Origin of the sequence: Clostridium saccharoperbutylacetonicum N1-4(HMT) (assembly GCF_000340885.1) — a bacterium.
In the GTDB taxonomy this organism is placed as follows: Bacteria; Bacillota; Clostridia; order Clostridiales; family Clostridiaceae; genus Clostridium; species Clostridium saccharoperbutylacetonicum.
The window spans coordinates 3483337-3499730 of record NC_020291.1; the positions used below are offsets into that span (position 1 = coordinate 3483337).

15 protein-coding genes are annotated in these 16394 nt (G+C 27.8%); 12 read left to right on the forward strand and 3 right to left on the reverse strand.

From position 1 onward, the window contains the following. The 9 genes from CSPA_RS15590 (at position 1) to panD (ending at position 10464) form a co-directional block, all read left to right on the forward strand. Positions 1 to 1938, forward strand: coding sequence for an ABC-F family ATP-binding cassette domain-containing protein (locus tag CSPA_RS15590; RefSeq protein WP_015393286.1), 1938 nt, complete (start codon positions 1 to 3; stop codon positions 1936 to 1938). A 10-nt stretch (positions 1939 to 1948) separates the two neighbouring features. Next, entirely contained in the window at positions 1949 to 2137 is a 189-nt protein-coding gene (locus tag CSPA_RS15595) for a hypothetical protein (RefSeq protein WP_015393287.1), read from the forward strand. 17 nt (positions 2138 to 2154) lie between these two features. After that, positions 2155 to 5421: a DEAD/DEAH box helicase gene (locus CSPA_RS15600; RefSeq protein WP_015393288.1), complete on the forward strand. Its 3267-nt coding sequence runs from the start codon at positions 2155 to 2157 to the stop codon at positions 5419 to 5421. A gap of 223 nt (positions 5422 to 5644) precedes the next feature. Continuing rightward, positions 5645 to 6337, forward strand: a complete 693-nt coding sequence (locus tag CSPA_RS15605; RefSeq protein WP_026106380.1) for an MgtC/SapB family protein — start codon at positions 5645 to 5647, stop codon at positions 6335 to 6337. Positions 6338 to 6469: 132 nt separating this feature from the next. Beyond that, positions 6470 to 6970, forward strand: coding sequence for a DUF6803 family protein (locus CSPA_RS15610; RefSeq protein ID WP_015393290.1), 501 nt, complete (start codon positions 6470 to 6472; stop codon positions 6968 to 6970). A 206-nt stretch (positions 6971 to 7176) separates the two neighbouring features. Then, positions 7177 to 8154 (forward strand): Rossmann-like and DUF2520 domain-containing protein, encoded by a 978-nt coding sequence (locus CSPA_RS15615; protein ID WP_241393391.1) that lies wholly within the window; start codon positions 7177 to 7179, stop codon positions 8152 to 8154. Then, positions 8154 to 8981, forward strand: coding sequence for a 3-methyl-2-oxobutanoate hydroxymethyltransferase (gene panB, locus CSPA_RS15620; protein WP_015393292.1), 828 nt, complete (start codon positions 8154 to 8156; stop codon positions 8979 to 8981). Before CSPA_RS15615 ends, panB begins: the two co-directional genes overlap by 1 nt. Before the next feature lie 79 nt (positions 8982 to 9060). After that, positions 9061 to 9912, forward strand: a complete 852-nt coding sequence (gene panC / locus CSPA_RS15625; protein WP_015393293.1) for a pantoate--beta-alanine ligase — start codon at positions 9061 to 9063, stop codon at positions 9910 to 9912. Positions 9913 to 10089: 177 nt separating this feature from the next. Beyond that, positions 10090 to 10464, forward strand: a complete 375-nt coding sequence (panD, locus tag CSPA_RS15630) for an aspartate 1-decarboxylase (protein WP_015393294.1) — start codon at positions 10090 to 10092, stop codon at positions 10462 to 10464. A 486-nt stretch (positions 10465 to 10950) separates the two neighbouring features. Here panD and CSPA_RS15635 read toward each other — a convergent pair whose 3' ends face one another. Next, the gene (locus CSPA_RS15635; RefSeq protein WP_015393295.1) at positions 10951 to 11283 is read right to left on the reverse strand and encodes a hypothetical protein; all 333 of its coding nucleotides are present in this window, start codon (positions 11281 to 11283) and stop codon (positions 10951 to 10953) included. A gap of 134 nt (positions 11284 to 11417) precedes the next feature. On the opposite strand from CSPA_RS15635, the gene CSPA_RS15640 reads away from it, so the two are divergent. Together CSPA_RS15640 and CSPA_RS15645 are read left to right on the forward strand one after the other, a co-directional pair. Beyond that, positions 11418 to 11861, forward strand: a complete 444-nt coding sequence (locus CSPA_RS15640; protein ID WP_015393296.1) for a hypothetical protein — start codon at positions 11418 to 11420, stop codon at positions 11859 to 11861. A gap of 216 nt (positions 11862 to 12077) precedes the next feature. Beyond that, on the forward strand, positions 12078 to 12359 hold the full coding sequence (locus CSPA_RS15645) for a transposase (RefSeq protein ID WP_015393297.1): 282 nt from the start codon (positions 12078 to 12080) through the stop codon (positions 12357 to 12359). Positions 12360 to 12376: 17 nt separating this feature from the next. Here CSPA_RS15645 and CSPA_RS15650 read toward each other — a convergent pair whose 3' ends face one another. Continuing rightward, the gene (locus CSPA_RS15650) at positions 12377 to 13171 is read right to left on the reverse strand and encodes a Cof-type HAD-IIB family hydrolase (RefSeq protein ID WP_015393298.1); all 795 of its coding nucleotides are present in this window, start codon (positions 13169 to 13171) and stop codon (positions 12377 to 12379) included. 216 nt (positions 13172 to 13387) lie between these two features. Continuing rightward, on the reverse strand, positions 13388 to 14443 hold the full coding sequence (locus tag CSPA_RS15655) for an AraC family transcriptional regulator (RefSeq protein WP_015393299.1): 1056 nt from the start codon (positions 14441 to 14443) through the stop codon (positions 13388 to 13390). A 416-nt stretch (positions 14444 to 14859) separates the two neighbouring features. Here CSPA_RS15655 and CSPA_RS15660 point away from each other — a divergent pair, with 416 nt between their 5' ends. Further along, complete coding sequence (locus tag CSPA_RS15660; RefSeq protein WP_015393300.1) at positions 14860 to 16233, forward strand: MFS transporter; 1374 nt, start codon at positions 14860 to 14862, stop codon at positions 16231 to 16233. The last annotated feature ends 161 nt before the right edge of the window (positions 16234 to 16394 follow it).

The following is a 16394-nucleotide window of genomic DNA, read 5'->3' on the forward strand; positions in this document are numbered from 1 at the left end:
ATGAACATAATTACTTTAGAAAATATAACCAAAAGTTATAGTGATAAAATTTTATTAAACAATATTTCTCTTGGAATAAGTGATGGAGATAAAGTTGGTTTAATTGGTATAAATGGAGCAGGAAAATCCACTTTTTTAAAGGTTGTATCAGGACGTGAAGAATTTTTTGAAGGAAATATTATAAAAGGGAAGAATGTGAGAATTGAATTTCTTGATCAAGATCCAGTATTTCATGAAAATGCAACAGTATTAGAACAAGTATTTAAAGGCGATACTAAAGAAATGAAACTCCTAAAAAAATACGAGGAATTATTAGATAAAATTAAGTCTTCAAAGGGAGAAGAATTTGATTTACTTAATAAGGAACTCATTAAAGTTCAAAGTGAAATTGACTCTTTAAATTTATGGGATATGGAAAGTGAAGCAAAGACTATATTAACTAAGCTTGGAATAAAAGATTTTTCTCAAAAAGTTGGAAATTTATCTGGCGGTCAAAAAAAGCGAATAGCTCTTGCATGCTCACTAATAACTCCATGCCATTTGCTAATTTTAGATGAACCTACAAACCATTTAGATTCAGATTCTATTGAATGGCTTGAAGAGTACTTAAATTCTAGAAAAGGTGCTTTATTAATGATTACTCATGATAGGTATTTTCTAGATAGAGTAACTAATAAAATTATAGAATTAGATAGAGGAAATTTATATTCATATCCTGGAAATTATACAGCTTTTCTTGAAAAGAAAATTGAAAGACTAGAAGTTGAGCAAGTTCAAGAAGATAAAAGAAATGCTTTAATTAGAAATGAGTTAAAATGGGTACGTAGAGGAGCAAAAGCAAGAACTACAAAACAAAAAGCCAGACTCCAAAGATTTGATGAACTTGTTAATACTGAAAGTATGAAGAGACAAGAAGATGTGGATATTTCCCTTGTTGGGTCTCGTCTTGGTAAAAAAGTTGTTGAATTATATAATATAAGCAAATCCTTTGGAGATAAAACATTAATTAAAGATTTTAATTATATATTTTTAAGAGACGATAGAATTGGAGTAGTAGGTGAAAATGGTGCCGGTAAAACAACGTTAGTTAATATATTGAGAGGAAACCTTGCCGCTGACAATGGAACAATTGAAATTGGAGATACAGTAAAGATAAGCTGTTTTTCACAAGATAATAATCATATGGAACCAACCTTAAGAGTAATTGATTATGTTAGGGAGGGTGGCGAATTTATACCAGTTGAAGATGGTACAAAAATTTCTGCTTCAACTATGTGTGAAAGATTCCTTTTTGATAGTACAATGCAATATACTCCTATTGGGAAACTATCTGGAGGAGAAAAACGTAGACTGCATTTACTTAGAATTTTAATGGAATCTCCAAACTTTTTAATATTAGATGAGCCTACTAACGATTTAGATATAGAGACTTTAAAGATACTAGAAGACTTTTTAGATAAATTTATGGGAGTAATAGTTGTTGTATCCCATGATAGATATTTCTTAGATAGAGTTTGTACTAAAATATTTTCTTATGAAGGAAATGGATATATAAAAGAATATCATGGTAATTATAGTGATTTTTTAATTTCAAAGGAAATAGAAAAAGCTTCTGATATAACTACCAGTAAAAATACAGGTGAAACAAAAGATGACAGAATCAAAAACTCAAAAGAAAAAACTAAAGATAACAAACCAAAGTTTACCTTTAAAGAACAAAAAGAATATGAAACAATAGATGATGACATTTTAAAGTTGGAAGAAAAAATTAAAACACTAGAAACTGAAATGTCAAAAAACTCTTCAAACTACGGCAAACTTAATGAGTTAATTAAAGAAAAAGATGTTATTCAAAAAGAATTAGAGTTTAAATATGAACGTTGGGAATATTTAAATGAAATTGCTGAAGCAATTGAAGAATTCAAAAATAATAATTAGAGGTAAATAAATGGAAGTACATGTATTTTTAAAAGGAAAAATTGAACCAACTATATTTCAAGGAGAACGTATTGATATTTTAGATATAGAACTTGAAGGCAGAAAGTATAAACAGATACGATATTTTAGAAAGGGAGTATCAAAATCTCAATATATTAGTGTAGACTTAATAAAAAATATTAAAGAAATTAGGAAGTAAAAATGCAGGTGATATAATTGATAAAACAAATTTTACTAGAGGGTTTCAATAAAAACATAACAAATTTAACTCTTACTAAAGGTCAAAGGGTAATAAAAAATGATTTATTAAGAGACCTTAAAGTTGATGTAGATAGAGATTCTATTAAAATCAATTCAATTGTAGTTTCAGAAAGCCTTCTAAGTGAATATTCATGTAAACTAGAATTTGATAATATAACAAAAGAAGTTATTGGAAGTTACTGTAGTTGCCTGGATTTTGAAAAAAATGAATTTAAAAAAGATAATTATTGCTGTAAGCATTTAGTAGCAACATTTTATACCTTTCTAAGAGAATTAGATGACGATGATGAGTTGAGAAATAAAATAACTAACATTTTTAAACAAAAGGATACGAGAACTTCTTTTAAAGAAGAGTCTAATAATGATTTATTGTCTTTACTTATAGGAGATTCTCAAAAAGAAAAATTGAAATTTGAAGTAATTATTAATAAGAATAATTGGTCTTCAAAGCTTCAAGCGGAATTTAAAATAGGTTTAAAAAACCAAAGCAACAAAATGTATATAGTAAAAGATATTAATCAATTTTTAGTAGCTCACTATAATAAGGTGCCAATAAAATATGGTAAAGATTTTACCTTTGATATTAAAACTCAAAGCTTCAATGCTGAAGATAACAGATTGATTAAATTCATGAATAATATCAAAAATATGGCTGATAGAGATAGAAACTTCAGACGATCACAAGATAAATTAATTGATGGAAAGACTTTGACTATTCCTGATATTATGTTTAAAGAATTTTTGACAATCATTAAAAAAAATAGAGTTTTCCTCGGAGATGGATTTTTTTATAGAATTTTAGAAACTGATATAATATATGGGGATTTACCTATTTCTTTTGCATTAACAAGCAAAAAAGATGTTATAGTTTTAGAAGCTAATAGTGGAATCCCTGAAATCTTAACTCAAAATGAAGATGTGTTTTTATATGGTACTTCAATTTATATTCCATCTATAGAACAATGTGAAAGATTATCTCCTTATTTAAAAATATTTAATGGTACACCAAAAATAAGTTTCAATAAAAATAAAGAAACTAAAATTTTAAAAGAATTGATACCAGCTATTCAAAAAGTATCAAAAGATTTAACTCTTTCAAAAGATATTAGAAATAAAATTATAATTGGTCCTGTTAGTTTTAGATTTTATTTTGATAAGGACAAGGAAATATCTTTATTATATAAAGTTTCTTATGAAGGATATGAGTTTAATTACTTTGATGAAGTTACTGATAAAATAATTTACAGAGATACGCATAAGGAATATGAAGTCTTAGCAACATTAAAAAGCCTTGGATTTGAGGAAATAAATGAAAGACTATATTTTATGAAAGATGATGAAGAAATCTTCAGATTTTTTAAATACGATATAGAAAAACTACAAAAATATGGTGAAGTATTCTATTCTGAAAGATTTAAAGGTATAAAAGATATTAAGAAATCAGATTTTAAGGGAGAAGTTAGAAAAGGTAAGTTCAATTATTTTGAATTTGAATTTAAGCTCTCAGACATATCTCAAGAAGAAACTGCAAAAATCCTAAGAAGTTTTAGAGATAATTTAAAATACTATAAACTTGAAAATGGAGAATTTTTAGATTTAGAAGAAGAAGCTTTAAAAGAAGTACTTGTTCTTATGGATAATTTGCTCTTAGAAGAAGAATTAAACAACAATTTAATACAAATTCCTTCAAGCAAAGGAGCATATTTTGAAGATTATCTTGAAGATAAAGAATTAAGATTTATTGAAACCTGTGAGGAAATTAAGGAATTAAAGAGTAGACTGAAAAATATCAAAGATAAAGTGTTTCAACCACCATATGGTTTACAAGCTCAGCTTAGAGAATATCAAAAAGACGGGTATAATTGGTTTAGAACTTTAGATTATCTGGGTTTTGGAGGAATACTTGGAGACGAAATGGGACTTGGTAAAACCCTTCAAGCTATTACTTTTCTGCTATCTAAACCAAACTCAAAGACTTTAATTATAGCTCCAACTTCTTTGATTTATAATTGGAAAAATGAATTCAAGAAATTTGCTCCATCTTTAAAAATAGGTATATCTAATGGCGTTAGAGAAGAAAGAGAAAAATTAATTGAGAAATACGACAAGTTTGATGTAATTTTAACTACCTACAATCTCTTAAGACGTGATTTAGAGTTATACAATATGGAATTTGATTATTGTATTTTAGATGAAGCACAAAATATAAAAAATCAAAGTTCTCTAAGTGCTAAATCAGTTAAAGACATAAAAGCTAAAATTAAATTTGCACTTACTGGTACTCCAATAGAAAATTCATTAATGGAACTTTGGTCAATATTTGATTTTATTATGCCAGGATATTTATATAACGAAAAAAAATTTGTTACCAGATACTTTAGAAGACTCGAAGAGGGTCCAGAAATTCTAGAAGAATTAAACAGGCTTACAAAACCATTTATTCTTAGACGATATAAGAAGGATGTAATTAAAGAATTACCAGATAAAATTGAAAAACGACTTTTTGTTCCATTAAGTGATGAACAAAAAGTTGTATATGAAACTTATTCAAATTATGCTAGAGATTTAATTCAAAAGAAGGTTGATGATTTTGAGTTTGCAAAAAGTAAAATTGAAATTTTATCTTATATCACAAAACTTCGTCAAATATGTTTAGATCCTTCAGTTACCATGGACAATTATTCTGGGGCTAGTGGTAAAATAGATGCACTTATAGAACTATTAGAACAAAGTATTGAGGAAGGACATAAAATATTAGTATTTTCTCAATTTACTTCAGTATTAAAAAATATAGGTAAAATTTTAAGTGAGAAACATTTTTTATATTCTTATTTAGATGGAGCAGTATCTTCAATAAATAGAATGAAAATGGTTGATGAATTTAATAATGGAGAAAATCCAGTATTTCTTGTATCCTTAAAAGCTGGCGGAACTGGTTTAAATTTAACTAGTGCTGATATAGTAATACATTTTGATCCTTGGTGGAATCCAGCAGTTGAAGATCAAGCAACAGACAGAGCTCATAGAATTGGCCAAAAAAATATAGTCGAAGTAATTAAGCTGATTGCTGAAGGAACTATAGAGGAAAAAATAATGGAACTTCAAGATTCAAAGCGAGAACTGATTAACAAAGTTCTTGGTGACGATTTATCAGTAGGTACTTTTATAAATACCTTAAAAGAAGATGAAATTATAAATTTATTTAACCAGGATAAGAATTAAATAGATTACGATTGTTACAAATTTAAAAAGAAGAAAAAAATTGCACACTATAATTAAATGTAAATAAATTATATATATATTGAAATTATCAATGTTAAATATTCAATAATTATCACCGAATATTGATTTACAATGGAAATATTTAATTTTGAACAAATTTTGTAGTATATTTTAATTGGAACTTAAATATCGCATCATTTTATAGTTACAGGAGGGAAAAACAATAGAGAATTTATTAGAATATTTAAGAGAGGTTAACACAGTATCTATAATTTTAAGACTTACCTTGGCTACAATCTGTGGAGGTATTCTTGGGGCAGAAAGAGGAAGGAAAAAAAGACCTGCTGGTTTTAGGACACATATCTTAGTTTGTATTGGTGCCGCTATGGTTATGATAACAAGCCAATATATGACAGATATACTTAAGATAAGTACAGATGCAAGCAGAATGGGTGCACAGGTAATAAGTGGTATTGGATTTTTAGGAGTGGGTACTATTGTTGTTGGCCATCGTGAAGTTAAAGGACTTACAACAGCCGCTGGACTTTGGTCTTGTGCATGCATGGGGCTTGCAATAGGAATTGGATTTTATGAAGGAGCTTTAATATCATGTGTCTTCTTGTTTGGAGTATTTACAGTGCTTCACAAGTTAGATTTGTATTCAAGGAATCATTCTAGAATATTAGATGTATATGTTGAAATCAAGCATATAACTGGAGTTGAGAGCTTTCTTGATGTAGTAAAATCTGATGGGACTAAAGTTTCTAATATAGAAGTTAAGAAGTCAAATGAAATGGATAAACATACTATTGGGCTTACAATGACTTTAACATTGGCAGATAAAATAGAACATTCTGAATACATTTTAAAGCTTCATACTATTGAAAATGTATTGTCAGTTGAAGAAATTATGTAGCTTTTTAAGGACAAATATGAAATAATTAACCAATATCTATGCAGTATCGTTAAAATAACCGATTTTATCTTCATAATATCTTCATATTCTTTTGATAATATATAATATATCAATGATATGGAGGTATTTATTATGAACATGACTCATTACATGTCCTTATTGGCAGAAAATCAACCTTGGAATTTAATTATCTTTATGGCTATACCTGTAATATGTGCTGAGACTCTTACTATTACAGAATTTTTCATAATCTTTAATAAGTCTCGATCAGGTGGTTTAAGAACTCTTAATAAAATCGTAGGTATATTTGATGGATTTTATTTCACAGGTATTTTTATTTATCTACTTTTTAATGCAGTTATTCCACTTACAACAAGTGGGGGATGGCATACATGGGTAGATGTAGTAGCTGTTGGTTTTTACTTAAGTGGAGTAGTATTTGTTTTACCAATTGCATTAATGGAACTTGGTGTAATATTTAAAAATAAAACAGAGAACCAAAAGACTAAGATTCACTTTATTCTTATTGGTGGTTTTCTAGTTGTTGCTCATATTGCAATGATCTTTGGTATGGTAAATCCAGAGATAATTAATTCAATGTCAAATATGTCATCTATGCCAGGAATGCAATAGAAATAATTTAATTAATAAGAAGACAGTTACAATAGATGCTTGTCTTCTTATTATTTTTATTTAAAATACTAGTTTTAAATGGCACACTTTCTATAAATTTATATTGTTAAAATCATAACATAGTGATAGAATATCTGTGGGTAGTATCGAAGATGAATTACACCAAACAGAAAAGCATTAATACTTATAATATAACTCATATCTATATGAATGAGATTAAAATTAGGATGTTGTATCACATTTATGGAGGTGATACTATTAAAATTGGATTTATTGGTCCTGGGAAGGTAGGCGTAAGTTTAGGACGCTACTTTACTCATAAAGGAATGCAACTAAGCGGTTTTTATGGAAGAAATGAAAATACTGCCAAAGCTGCTGCACATGCTACTAAATCAAAATTTTATAAAAACATACACGAACTTATCAAGGAAAGTAATATTTTATTTATAACAACTCCTGATGACTCAATTTCAATCATAGATAATGAATTATCAAAATTTGATTTAAAAGACAAATCTATTTGCCACGCTAGTGGTTCATTACAATCAAATGTATTATATAATGCAAAAAATTCTGGTGCATTAATCTATTCTGTACATCCCATATTCGCATTTTCAAGTAAAAATACAAACTTAACAGCTTTAGAAAATATTTATTTTTCTATAGAAGGTGATATTATTGAAAATTCACCAATTATAAAACTATTTAATGAAATAGGAAATAGATATTTTATTAGGAACAAAATTGACTCTTCTATTTATCATTTGGCCAATGTTCTTGTTTCTAATCTTACATTGTCTTTATTAGATATAGGAACAAATTATCTGATGAAACTAGGCTTAAATGAGGAAGATGCTTTAAATGCTCTAAAACCATTAATAAAAGGTAATATAGACAGCATATGTGATAAAGGTTTTTCAAATTCCTTGACTGGTCCTATTGTAAGGGGAGATCTATCTACAGTCAAAAAACATCTATCTGTTTTAGATAATCAAGATCAAGAGCTTTATAAAAGATTATCAATTAATTTATTAAAAATTATGGCATTTAAAGAAACTAAAGCTGGGAATATCTCATTAGATGTAAATAACGATTCCTCTAATGAAGAAATGGCGATTACTAATTTAATCACTAAATCTAGTAAACACTTGGAAATATATAATATTTTAGAAGGAGTAAATTAATGAAAAATACAGTTTTGACATTTAAGGAAGCTAAGGAACAAGGAAGAAAATTGAGCATGCTTACAGCATATGATTACTCTATGGCTAAAATTATTGATGAAAGTAATGTTAATGGAATATTAATAGGTGATTCATTGGGCATGGTAATTAAAGGTGAAGAAGATACTTTAGCTGTTACTATAGATGAAATTATCTATCATACAAAAGCTGTTAAAAGAGGCACAAAAAATGCACTTATTGTAAGTGATATGCCGTTTTTATCATATCATATATCTGTAGAGCAGGCTGTTTCAAATGCAGGAAGATTAGTTAAAGAAGGAGGAGCTAATGCAGTAAAGCTTGAAGGTGGAGCTAATGTTATGCCTCAAATCAAAGCCATTGTAGATGCTCAAATTCCAGTGATGGGACATTTAGGTTTAACCCCTCAATCCATAAATGCTTTTGGAGGTTTTAAAGTTCAAGGAAAAAGTGAAATCGCAGCTAAGAAGCTTATTGAAGATGCTGTTAATTTAGAGAAGGCTGGTGTCTTTTCAATTGTCCTAGAGGGAATTCCAGAAAAAGTTGCTGAAATCATTACAAAGTCAGTTTCAATTCCTACAATCGGAATTGGAGCAGGTAAGTATTGTGATGGTCAAATATTAGTGTATCAGGATATGCTAGGAATGTTTAATGATTTTGTACCTAAATTCGTAAAGCAATATGCCAATATAGGTGAAATCATGCGCAATGCAATAAACTCTTATGTTAATGAAGTTCAAGAAGGATTATTCCCAGAGATAAAGCATACCTTTAAAATTGATGAAAACGAACTAAGTAAGTTATATTAATAAAACAAAAAAACATATGTGATATTCACAGTCAAACTTGTAATTTTCTTTATATTTGAGAGGAAAGAGGAGATGCCAAATGTTAATAAAAGAAATTAAAGAACTTAAAAATCTAGTTAAGTCATGGAAGAAAGAAGGTTTTTCCATTGGGTTTGTTCCAACCATGGGAGCATTACATGAGGGCCACCAAAGTCTAATAAAAAAAGCTGTAGAAGAAAATGATAAAGTCATTGTGAGTGTATTTGTTAACCCCACTCAATTTGGTCCTAATGAAGATTATGACAGTTATCCAAGAGATATCAAAAAAGATTTAGAACTTTGCATGATGGTTGGAGCTAATGTTGTCTTTAATCCTGAGCCTAACGAAATGTATTTTAATAATAGATCAACTAGCATAAGTGTTTCAAAACTTACAAGTGTACTTTGTGGTGCAAAAAGACCTGGGCATTTTGATGGCGTTTGTTTAGTTGTGTCTAAATTATTAAATATAGTAACTCCAGATAAAGCTTATTTTGGACAAAAAGATGCTCAACAAGTAGCTGTCATAAAGAGAATGGTAAGAGATTTAAACATAGATGTTGATATAATAGCGTGTCCAATAATTCGTGAAGAAGATGGACTAGCAAAAAGTTCAAGAAATACTTATCTTTCAGTTGAAGAAAGAAAAGCGGCATCAGTATTAAGTAGAAGTTTAAATATAGCAAAGAATCTATTAAATAAAGGTGAAAGAAGCGCTTCAAAAATTAAAGAAATTATGATGGAAGAAATCAATAAAGAGCCTTTAGCTAAAATTGACTATGTAGAAATAGTTGATAATGAATCTTTAGAAAATGTTGAAATTATAGAAAAAAATATATTAATTCCAATTGCAGTTTATATAGGCAAAACTAGATTAATTGATAATTTTATCTTTGAAATATACACATATTAAAAAAGCAGCTATGCTGCAATTAAGAACTTAATTTAACCTCTAAAAAGAGTAGCTATGCTATAATGAAGAACTAAATAATATAGTAAATAAACATAATTAGATAAATTTATATGGGAAATAAGAGGGAAGAGTTAAAAATTATACTTACTAAATGCATTATACAAGGGGGAATAAAAAATGATATTAACTATGTTAAAAGGAAAAATACACAGAGCAACAGTAACACAAGCTGAGTTAAATTATGTAGGAAGTATTACAATAGATAAAACATTAATGGAGGCAGCAGGCATACTTGAAAATGAAAAAGTTCAAATCGTTGATGTAAATAATGGGGCAAGACTTGAAACCTATGTAATTTCAGGTAAAAGAGATTCTGGAGTCATTTGTTTAAATGGCGCTGCAGCAAGACTAGTACAACCTGAAGATAAAGTAATAATAATTGCTTATGCTCAAATGACTGAGGACGAGGCAAAAACCTATAAGCCAAAAGTAGTTTTTATGAATGAAGATAATACAATTAAAGAAATAACTAATTATGAATCTAATGAATAAGATTTAACTTATATTTTGAATCATATAGATATATCCAAAGCAAGAATTAGATATATGCAGAACGTACCGAAATTAAACACATATTTATTCCAGCGGACTAATGAAATTTTCGCTGGATGGGTTCTAAGTGGAAGGATGCCCCCATTTCTGCATGTTCCTAAAGTAAATTTATGACAAGCAGAAAGTGGAACAACCTTCCACTAATAACCATCACAGCTTAATTTCATATGCCGCTTGCACAAATATGTATCTAATTTCTAGTGTAGTGTTGCGATTATAATTTCTCAATGATGCATGTATATTCCATTTATAAGTTTGATTATTCATTTGGATATCTATATATTAAAACTAAGATTTATTTACAAAATTAAGCTAGCATAACTAATTTTAATGAATATTACATTTATGCTATATATTTATCGGTATTATTTTCAAGAAAATATGAAATATAAATAAAGAGAGTGAGGTTTTTAACAATCTCACTCTCTATTTGCATACAACACGAATAAGTATATTTTCAATATGATTTCCACCATATTCATCTTCAACTAGAAGTTGAAACAAATCAAATCCCGAAAATCTCCTTGTTGATTTATATATAAGAGTAGATGAATTGATTAAAACTACCTTTCCATATTTGGGTTCTTTTTTAATTTTTATAAAGTTATTAATATTATAAGGACTTATAACTTTTAAATCTAATAAGATAGATTTGCATGCACACACATAAAACGGTTTTATTTCCCTAATTTCCACTTTTAAGTCACAAGGATGTGCTATAAATTCGCATTTTTCTTTATACGTTTCATTACCTTCCAAAATCACACTTCCTTTTTATTATCACTTATAATGCATATTATGCTTTAAAATTGATAATTGTACCATTTCAAGATTAACATTAATACAATATTATATATTAAATTATAAAGATAGTTTATTTAGGAGGTCATATTATGAGTTTAGGCAAAGATATATATGATGAAGAGTATAAAGATTACATTAAGGAAGATTCTCTAGACGATAGTGAAAATATTGAAGATTATTCTTGCAGCGGAAACTCAAAAATTTATGTTAATTGTAAATTAAAAGTTGATTTTGATACAAAAAATAAGATGATTTATTTGTATCCAGGGAAATCTCAATATTTCACCGTTGATGTATTAAAGTCATGTGGAGATGTTATTATAAAGTATAAAGATCCTTATTCTGAAAAGGGGATATGCGGAAATCTTGGAATATATAGAATAATTCAATCTGGAATAATTGTAGAAACTTATTGTAAGTTAGATCCTAAAAAAAATGATATTCTAAATTTTACAGCAATTGATAATTGTACTAAAGAGTCCTATGACTTTGTTGTAGTATTTTCTTTCAATCCATGCCGTTTTCATGTCTAATATATCTTCAAAAAATATTCAACCAATAATTGCAGAATTGCATAGAAAAAAAATTATTGCTACGAGTTGAAGTTATCAATATATTAAATTATTGAATTCAATGTAAAGTGTGATATGCTCACTTATAGGTAGACAAGTGAAATAATAAAAATTGGACATGGTATAATAAAGTAGACACAAAGTTAAGAGAAAAATATGAAAGGTGGTTTATTTATTATGCGACGTTCATATAACAAAGAATTTAAAATAGCAGCAGTAAAGTTAGTTATAGAAGATAATATGCCTGTAGCAGAGGTTTCCAGAACACTGGTTGTACACTATAACTCATTATATCGTCGTATAAGTGAATATGAAGAATACGGAGAGAGTGCGTTTCCAGACCATGGAACCGCACTCTATTCATATCAATATGAGATTAAAAAACTAAAACAAGAAAATACAGAATTAAAAAAGGAGCTAGAAACTCTAAAAAATATCATAATGTCTCTAAAAAATTGATGTTTGATTTTTATATTTTATATCATATTATAATGTTTTAAAGCATAAGCAATTCCGTCTTCTTCAATATCTTTTGTTACAAAAGACACTAAATCAAATAATATTGGATTACTATTTCCCATAGCAATACTATTTTTAACATATTCAAGCATAGTTAAATCATTTGTGCTGTCACCAATTGCATAAGTATTTTCATGAGGTATATCTAAGTAATTTGAAATAAATTTTATTCCTGTGGCTTTAGAACATTCTAAAGGAACTATTTCATAAAAATCTTTGCCTCGATGTATAAAATCAAAGGAGTTCTTATAATTATCATAGAAAGCTTCGAAATTACTATTTTCATTATTCCAAATAACTAATTTATCAAAATCAATATCTACATCATCAAAAGTTTGTCCTTTATAAAAACCTTCTTTAATATGACGTTCCTTAATTCTTTGCACTTCTTTTGAATTTATATTTTTATCATGATCATAATAAACACCATTTCTTCCTTCTAAAATAGCATCTATTTTATATTCTTTTAATTTCATTGCAATTTCTTTTGATAATTCAATTCCAAGACTCTTGTGAAATAATTCTTTTGAATTCAATTCCACATATGTACCACACCCACAAACATACCCATCAAAATTTAATTCTTCTATACAAGTGTCAATTTCTAAAATAGGTCTTCCGGTATTAACAAATACAAGATGTCCATTTTCCTGTGCTTTTTTTATAGCATTTTTTGTACTCTGGGGAACGCGATAAGTTTTTTCGCATAACAACGTTCCATCTATGTCAAAAAATATAATGTTAGGTTTCATAATATTCTCCCTTCAAGCTTGTATACTTAATAATGAAATGAATCATTAACTAAAAGTCAATTGTCATTATACATATTTTATAGGATTATTACAATATAGTTTCAATTATATAGATTCTATATTGTAATAATTTTACGTAAATTCTCCACTATAATTTTTTGTGAATAAAATTATAGTGGAGAATTATAATGCTATTTTCTTTTACATTAAGTTTAATTAGTCAATTACATTCTGTATTTGATCCCTATATTGATTAGGAGAAATTCCATAAACCTTCTTAAAGGTTCTTATAAAATGGGTATCATTTTCGTAACCAATAGCATCACTAATATCCCGAATTTTTAAATCTGTTGAGGATAAAAGTTCAATTGCCTTATTTAATTTTAAGGTTTGAATCATTTCTTTAAAGGTATGGCCTGTTGTTTTTTTTATGAGCTTACTTAAATAGGGTATTGAAAAATGAAATTCATTTGATAAATCATTCAAAGTTATAGTCTTATAATTTCCTTGAATATAAGAAATTATTGAGGCAAGCTGTTTGTTAGTCTTTTGCAGTTCTTGAGGTAATTCTACCTTATTAATATCGTTCCTTAGTAAATTTGCAAAGAGTATCATAATTTGATTATCTAAAATTTTATTGCTGTATTTCTTATTTTCAAAGTCTTCAATTATCATTTCACAAAGAATTTTCTTTATTTCAGGATTATTATTTGTGTGGAATATAATGTAGTTATTATAATTTTTAGTGTACAAAATCTTAGTAAAAAAAGCAGACAAGATATTTTCTTCACTTAATACTTCTAAAAATGTATCATTAAAGGTACTTCTTCTGATCAAAAAATTAACCAGTACAGTATCATCGTAAATGCCAACAGAATGTTCAACATTAGGAGGCAGAATGTATAAATCACCTTCATTAAAATTAATTTCATCTCCAGAAATATCTTGTTTGAAGCTTCCAGAATAAACATAACTCATTTCAAAAAAACTATGTTTATGATTAAATTCAGGAGTATATCTATAGTGTTTTAGTGCTATGACATTATGGTTTTTCTTTTCAACAAAAAGTATATCTTCTGGCATGAAAGAAGGATCAATACCATGGTCAACTCCAGGAATGAGAAGCCTTAATTTCTTTATGTATTCTATATCCAAATTATCCATAAAGGTTTTATAGGTATTAGGATTTTGTTTAGCTAAATAAAATTTTTTATAATATAATTCGTCTTCTGTATATTCTTTTAAAAATTTATCTAATTCCATTAAGTTCATTTTCTACACCAATTCCTTTCTAAAAATACCTAAGCACAATTATAGGATTTATTATAGATTTTTTATCTATATAAACTTAGATTTATTATTTTAAAAATATAATCCTATGATTAAAAAATGTCAATCATTAAAATTAAATTTTGTAAGTTTAAATTAGATATAGAATTACAAAAGTATGATTAATGATTTTAAATAGCCATATACATATAAAGTAATGTCCAAATAAATTTTTTATTATTTGAAATTTAGATTAAAAAATGTCAGCCTTTTTCATTAAGTTATGTTATTGGTTTTAAGATGAATTTGAAATATTATATGAGTATAGTGTTTGATTAACTTAAAGTTTGGGCTCAGCTTGTAATCGATAACTTATGAATAAATAACTTATAAGTTATAAGTTAAGTAGGAGGAGAAATATGGATATAAATTCAAAGGCAAATGTTAATATTTCAGCTAACAGTGAAAATAATAAAGTTGGTTTTGGCGAAAAAGTATCTTATGGATTTGGAAATTTAGCAGGTAATCTTTTATTGACTACTGCAAATACTTTTATAAGTTTTTTCTATACAGATATTGCAGGAATTGCAGTAGCAACAGTTGGATTTATTTTACTTGCAGGAAGAATTCTTGATGGAGTTGCAGATTTAGCAATGGGGGCAATTGTTGATAAGACAAAAACAAAGTTTGGAAAGGCTCGGCCTTGGCTTTTATGGCTAGCTATACCTTATGCAGTATCATTAATACTAATGTTTACAGCGCCAGATTTAAGTAGTAACGGTAAAATTATTTATGCATTTATTACATATATTTTTGGAATGCTTATGTTTACAGGAACAGCAACTCCGTATAACGTTTTGAGTGCCTTAATAAGTCAAGATTCAAATGTAAGGTCACAATTAAGTTCTTATAGAAGTATGTTTGGTTTTTTAGGTGCATTAATACTTAGTATAATTACAATGCCTTTAGTAAAGACTTTTGGCGATGGAAAAAGGGGATGGCTTCTTCTTGCAGTTGTATATGGAATAGCATCAGCGGTATTATATTTTATGTGTTTTAAGAATACAAAGGAAAGAGTAGCAGCGCCAGTAGATAATGCTGATTTCTCTTTAAAGGATGGATTAAAAACATTATTTAGAAATAAATATTGGGCAATGATTGTAGCTAGTATTGTAATAATATTTATATCAGCAGGACTTGGTGGGGTAAATGTTTATTATGCTCAATATGTACTTGGAAATCCCAATTTAGTTGGAGTAATTGGAACAGCATCTTTTTTACCTATAATTGCAGGATCATTTTTAGCAGGACCTGTTCTTACTAGGTTTGGAAAAAGAAACACTGCTTTAGGTGGAATAATATTAACTATAGTTGGCTCAATACCTATGGCATTAGCTCCAACAAATATTACAATGATCATAGCAGGACTAGTTATTAAAGGTTTAGGATCCGCTGGATTCTTAGTTTCAGCCTTTGCAATGCTTGGAGATACAGTAGAGTATGGTCAATGGAAACATGGAATTCGTATTGAAGGTTTAACTTTTGCAGCAGAAGGTTTTGCTGAAAAAGTAGGTACAGGATTAGGCGGTGCAGTACTTGGAGCAATATTAGGCCTTGGTGGATATATTGGAGGACAAGCTACTCAAAGTGCTTCAGCAATCATGGCAATGAAAGTTTCCTTTGCATATGCACCAATTGCTGCATCAATACTAACAGCTGTATTACTTTATTTCTACGATTTAGATAGAATATATCCTAAAATTATTGCAGAATTAAAAGAAAGAAACAAATAAGGTATTTATTAATACTATTTAAAAAGATAAGTTAGTAAATATAAATTTTTATTAGAAAATCATAGTTTGTATTTTAATTAGGCATTAGGTTGTTTTAACTTATGCCTAATTATACATTTAAAAAGTATATGTAATTCAATTGAATTTATATAATTATTTTA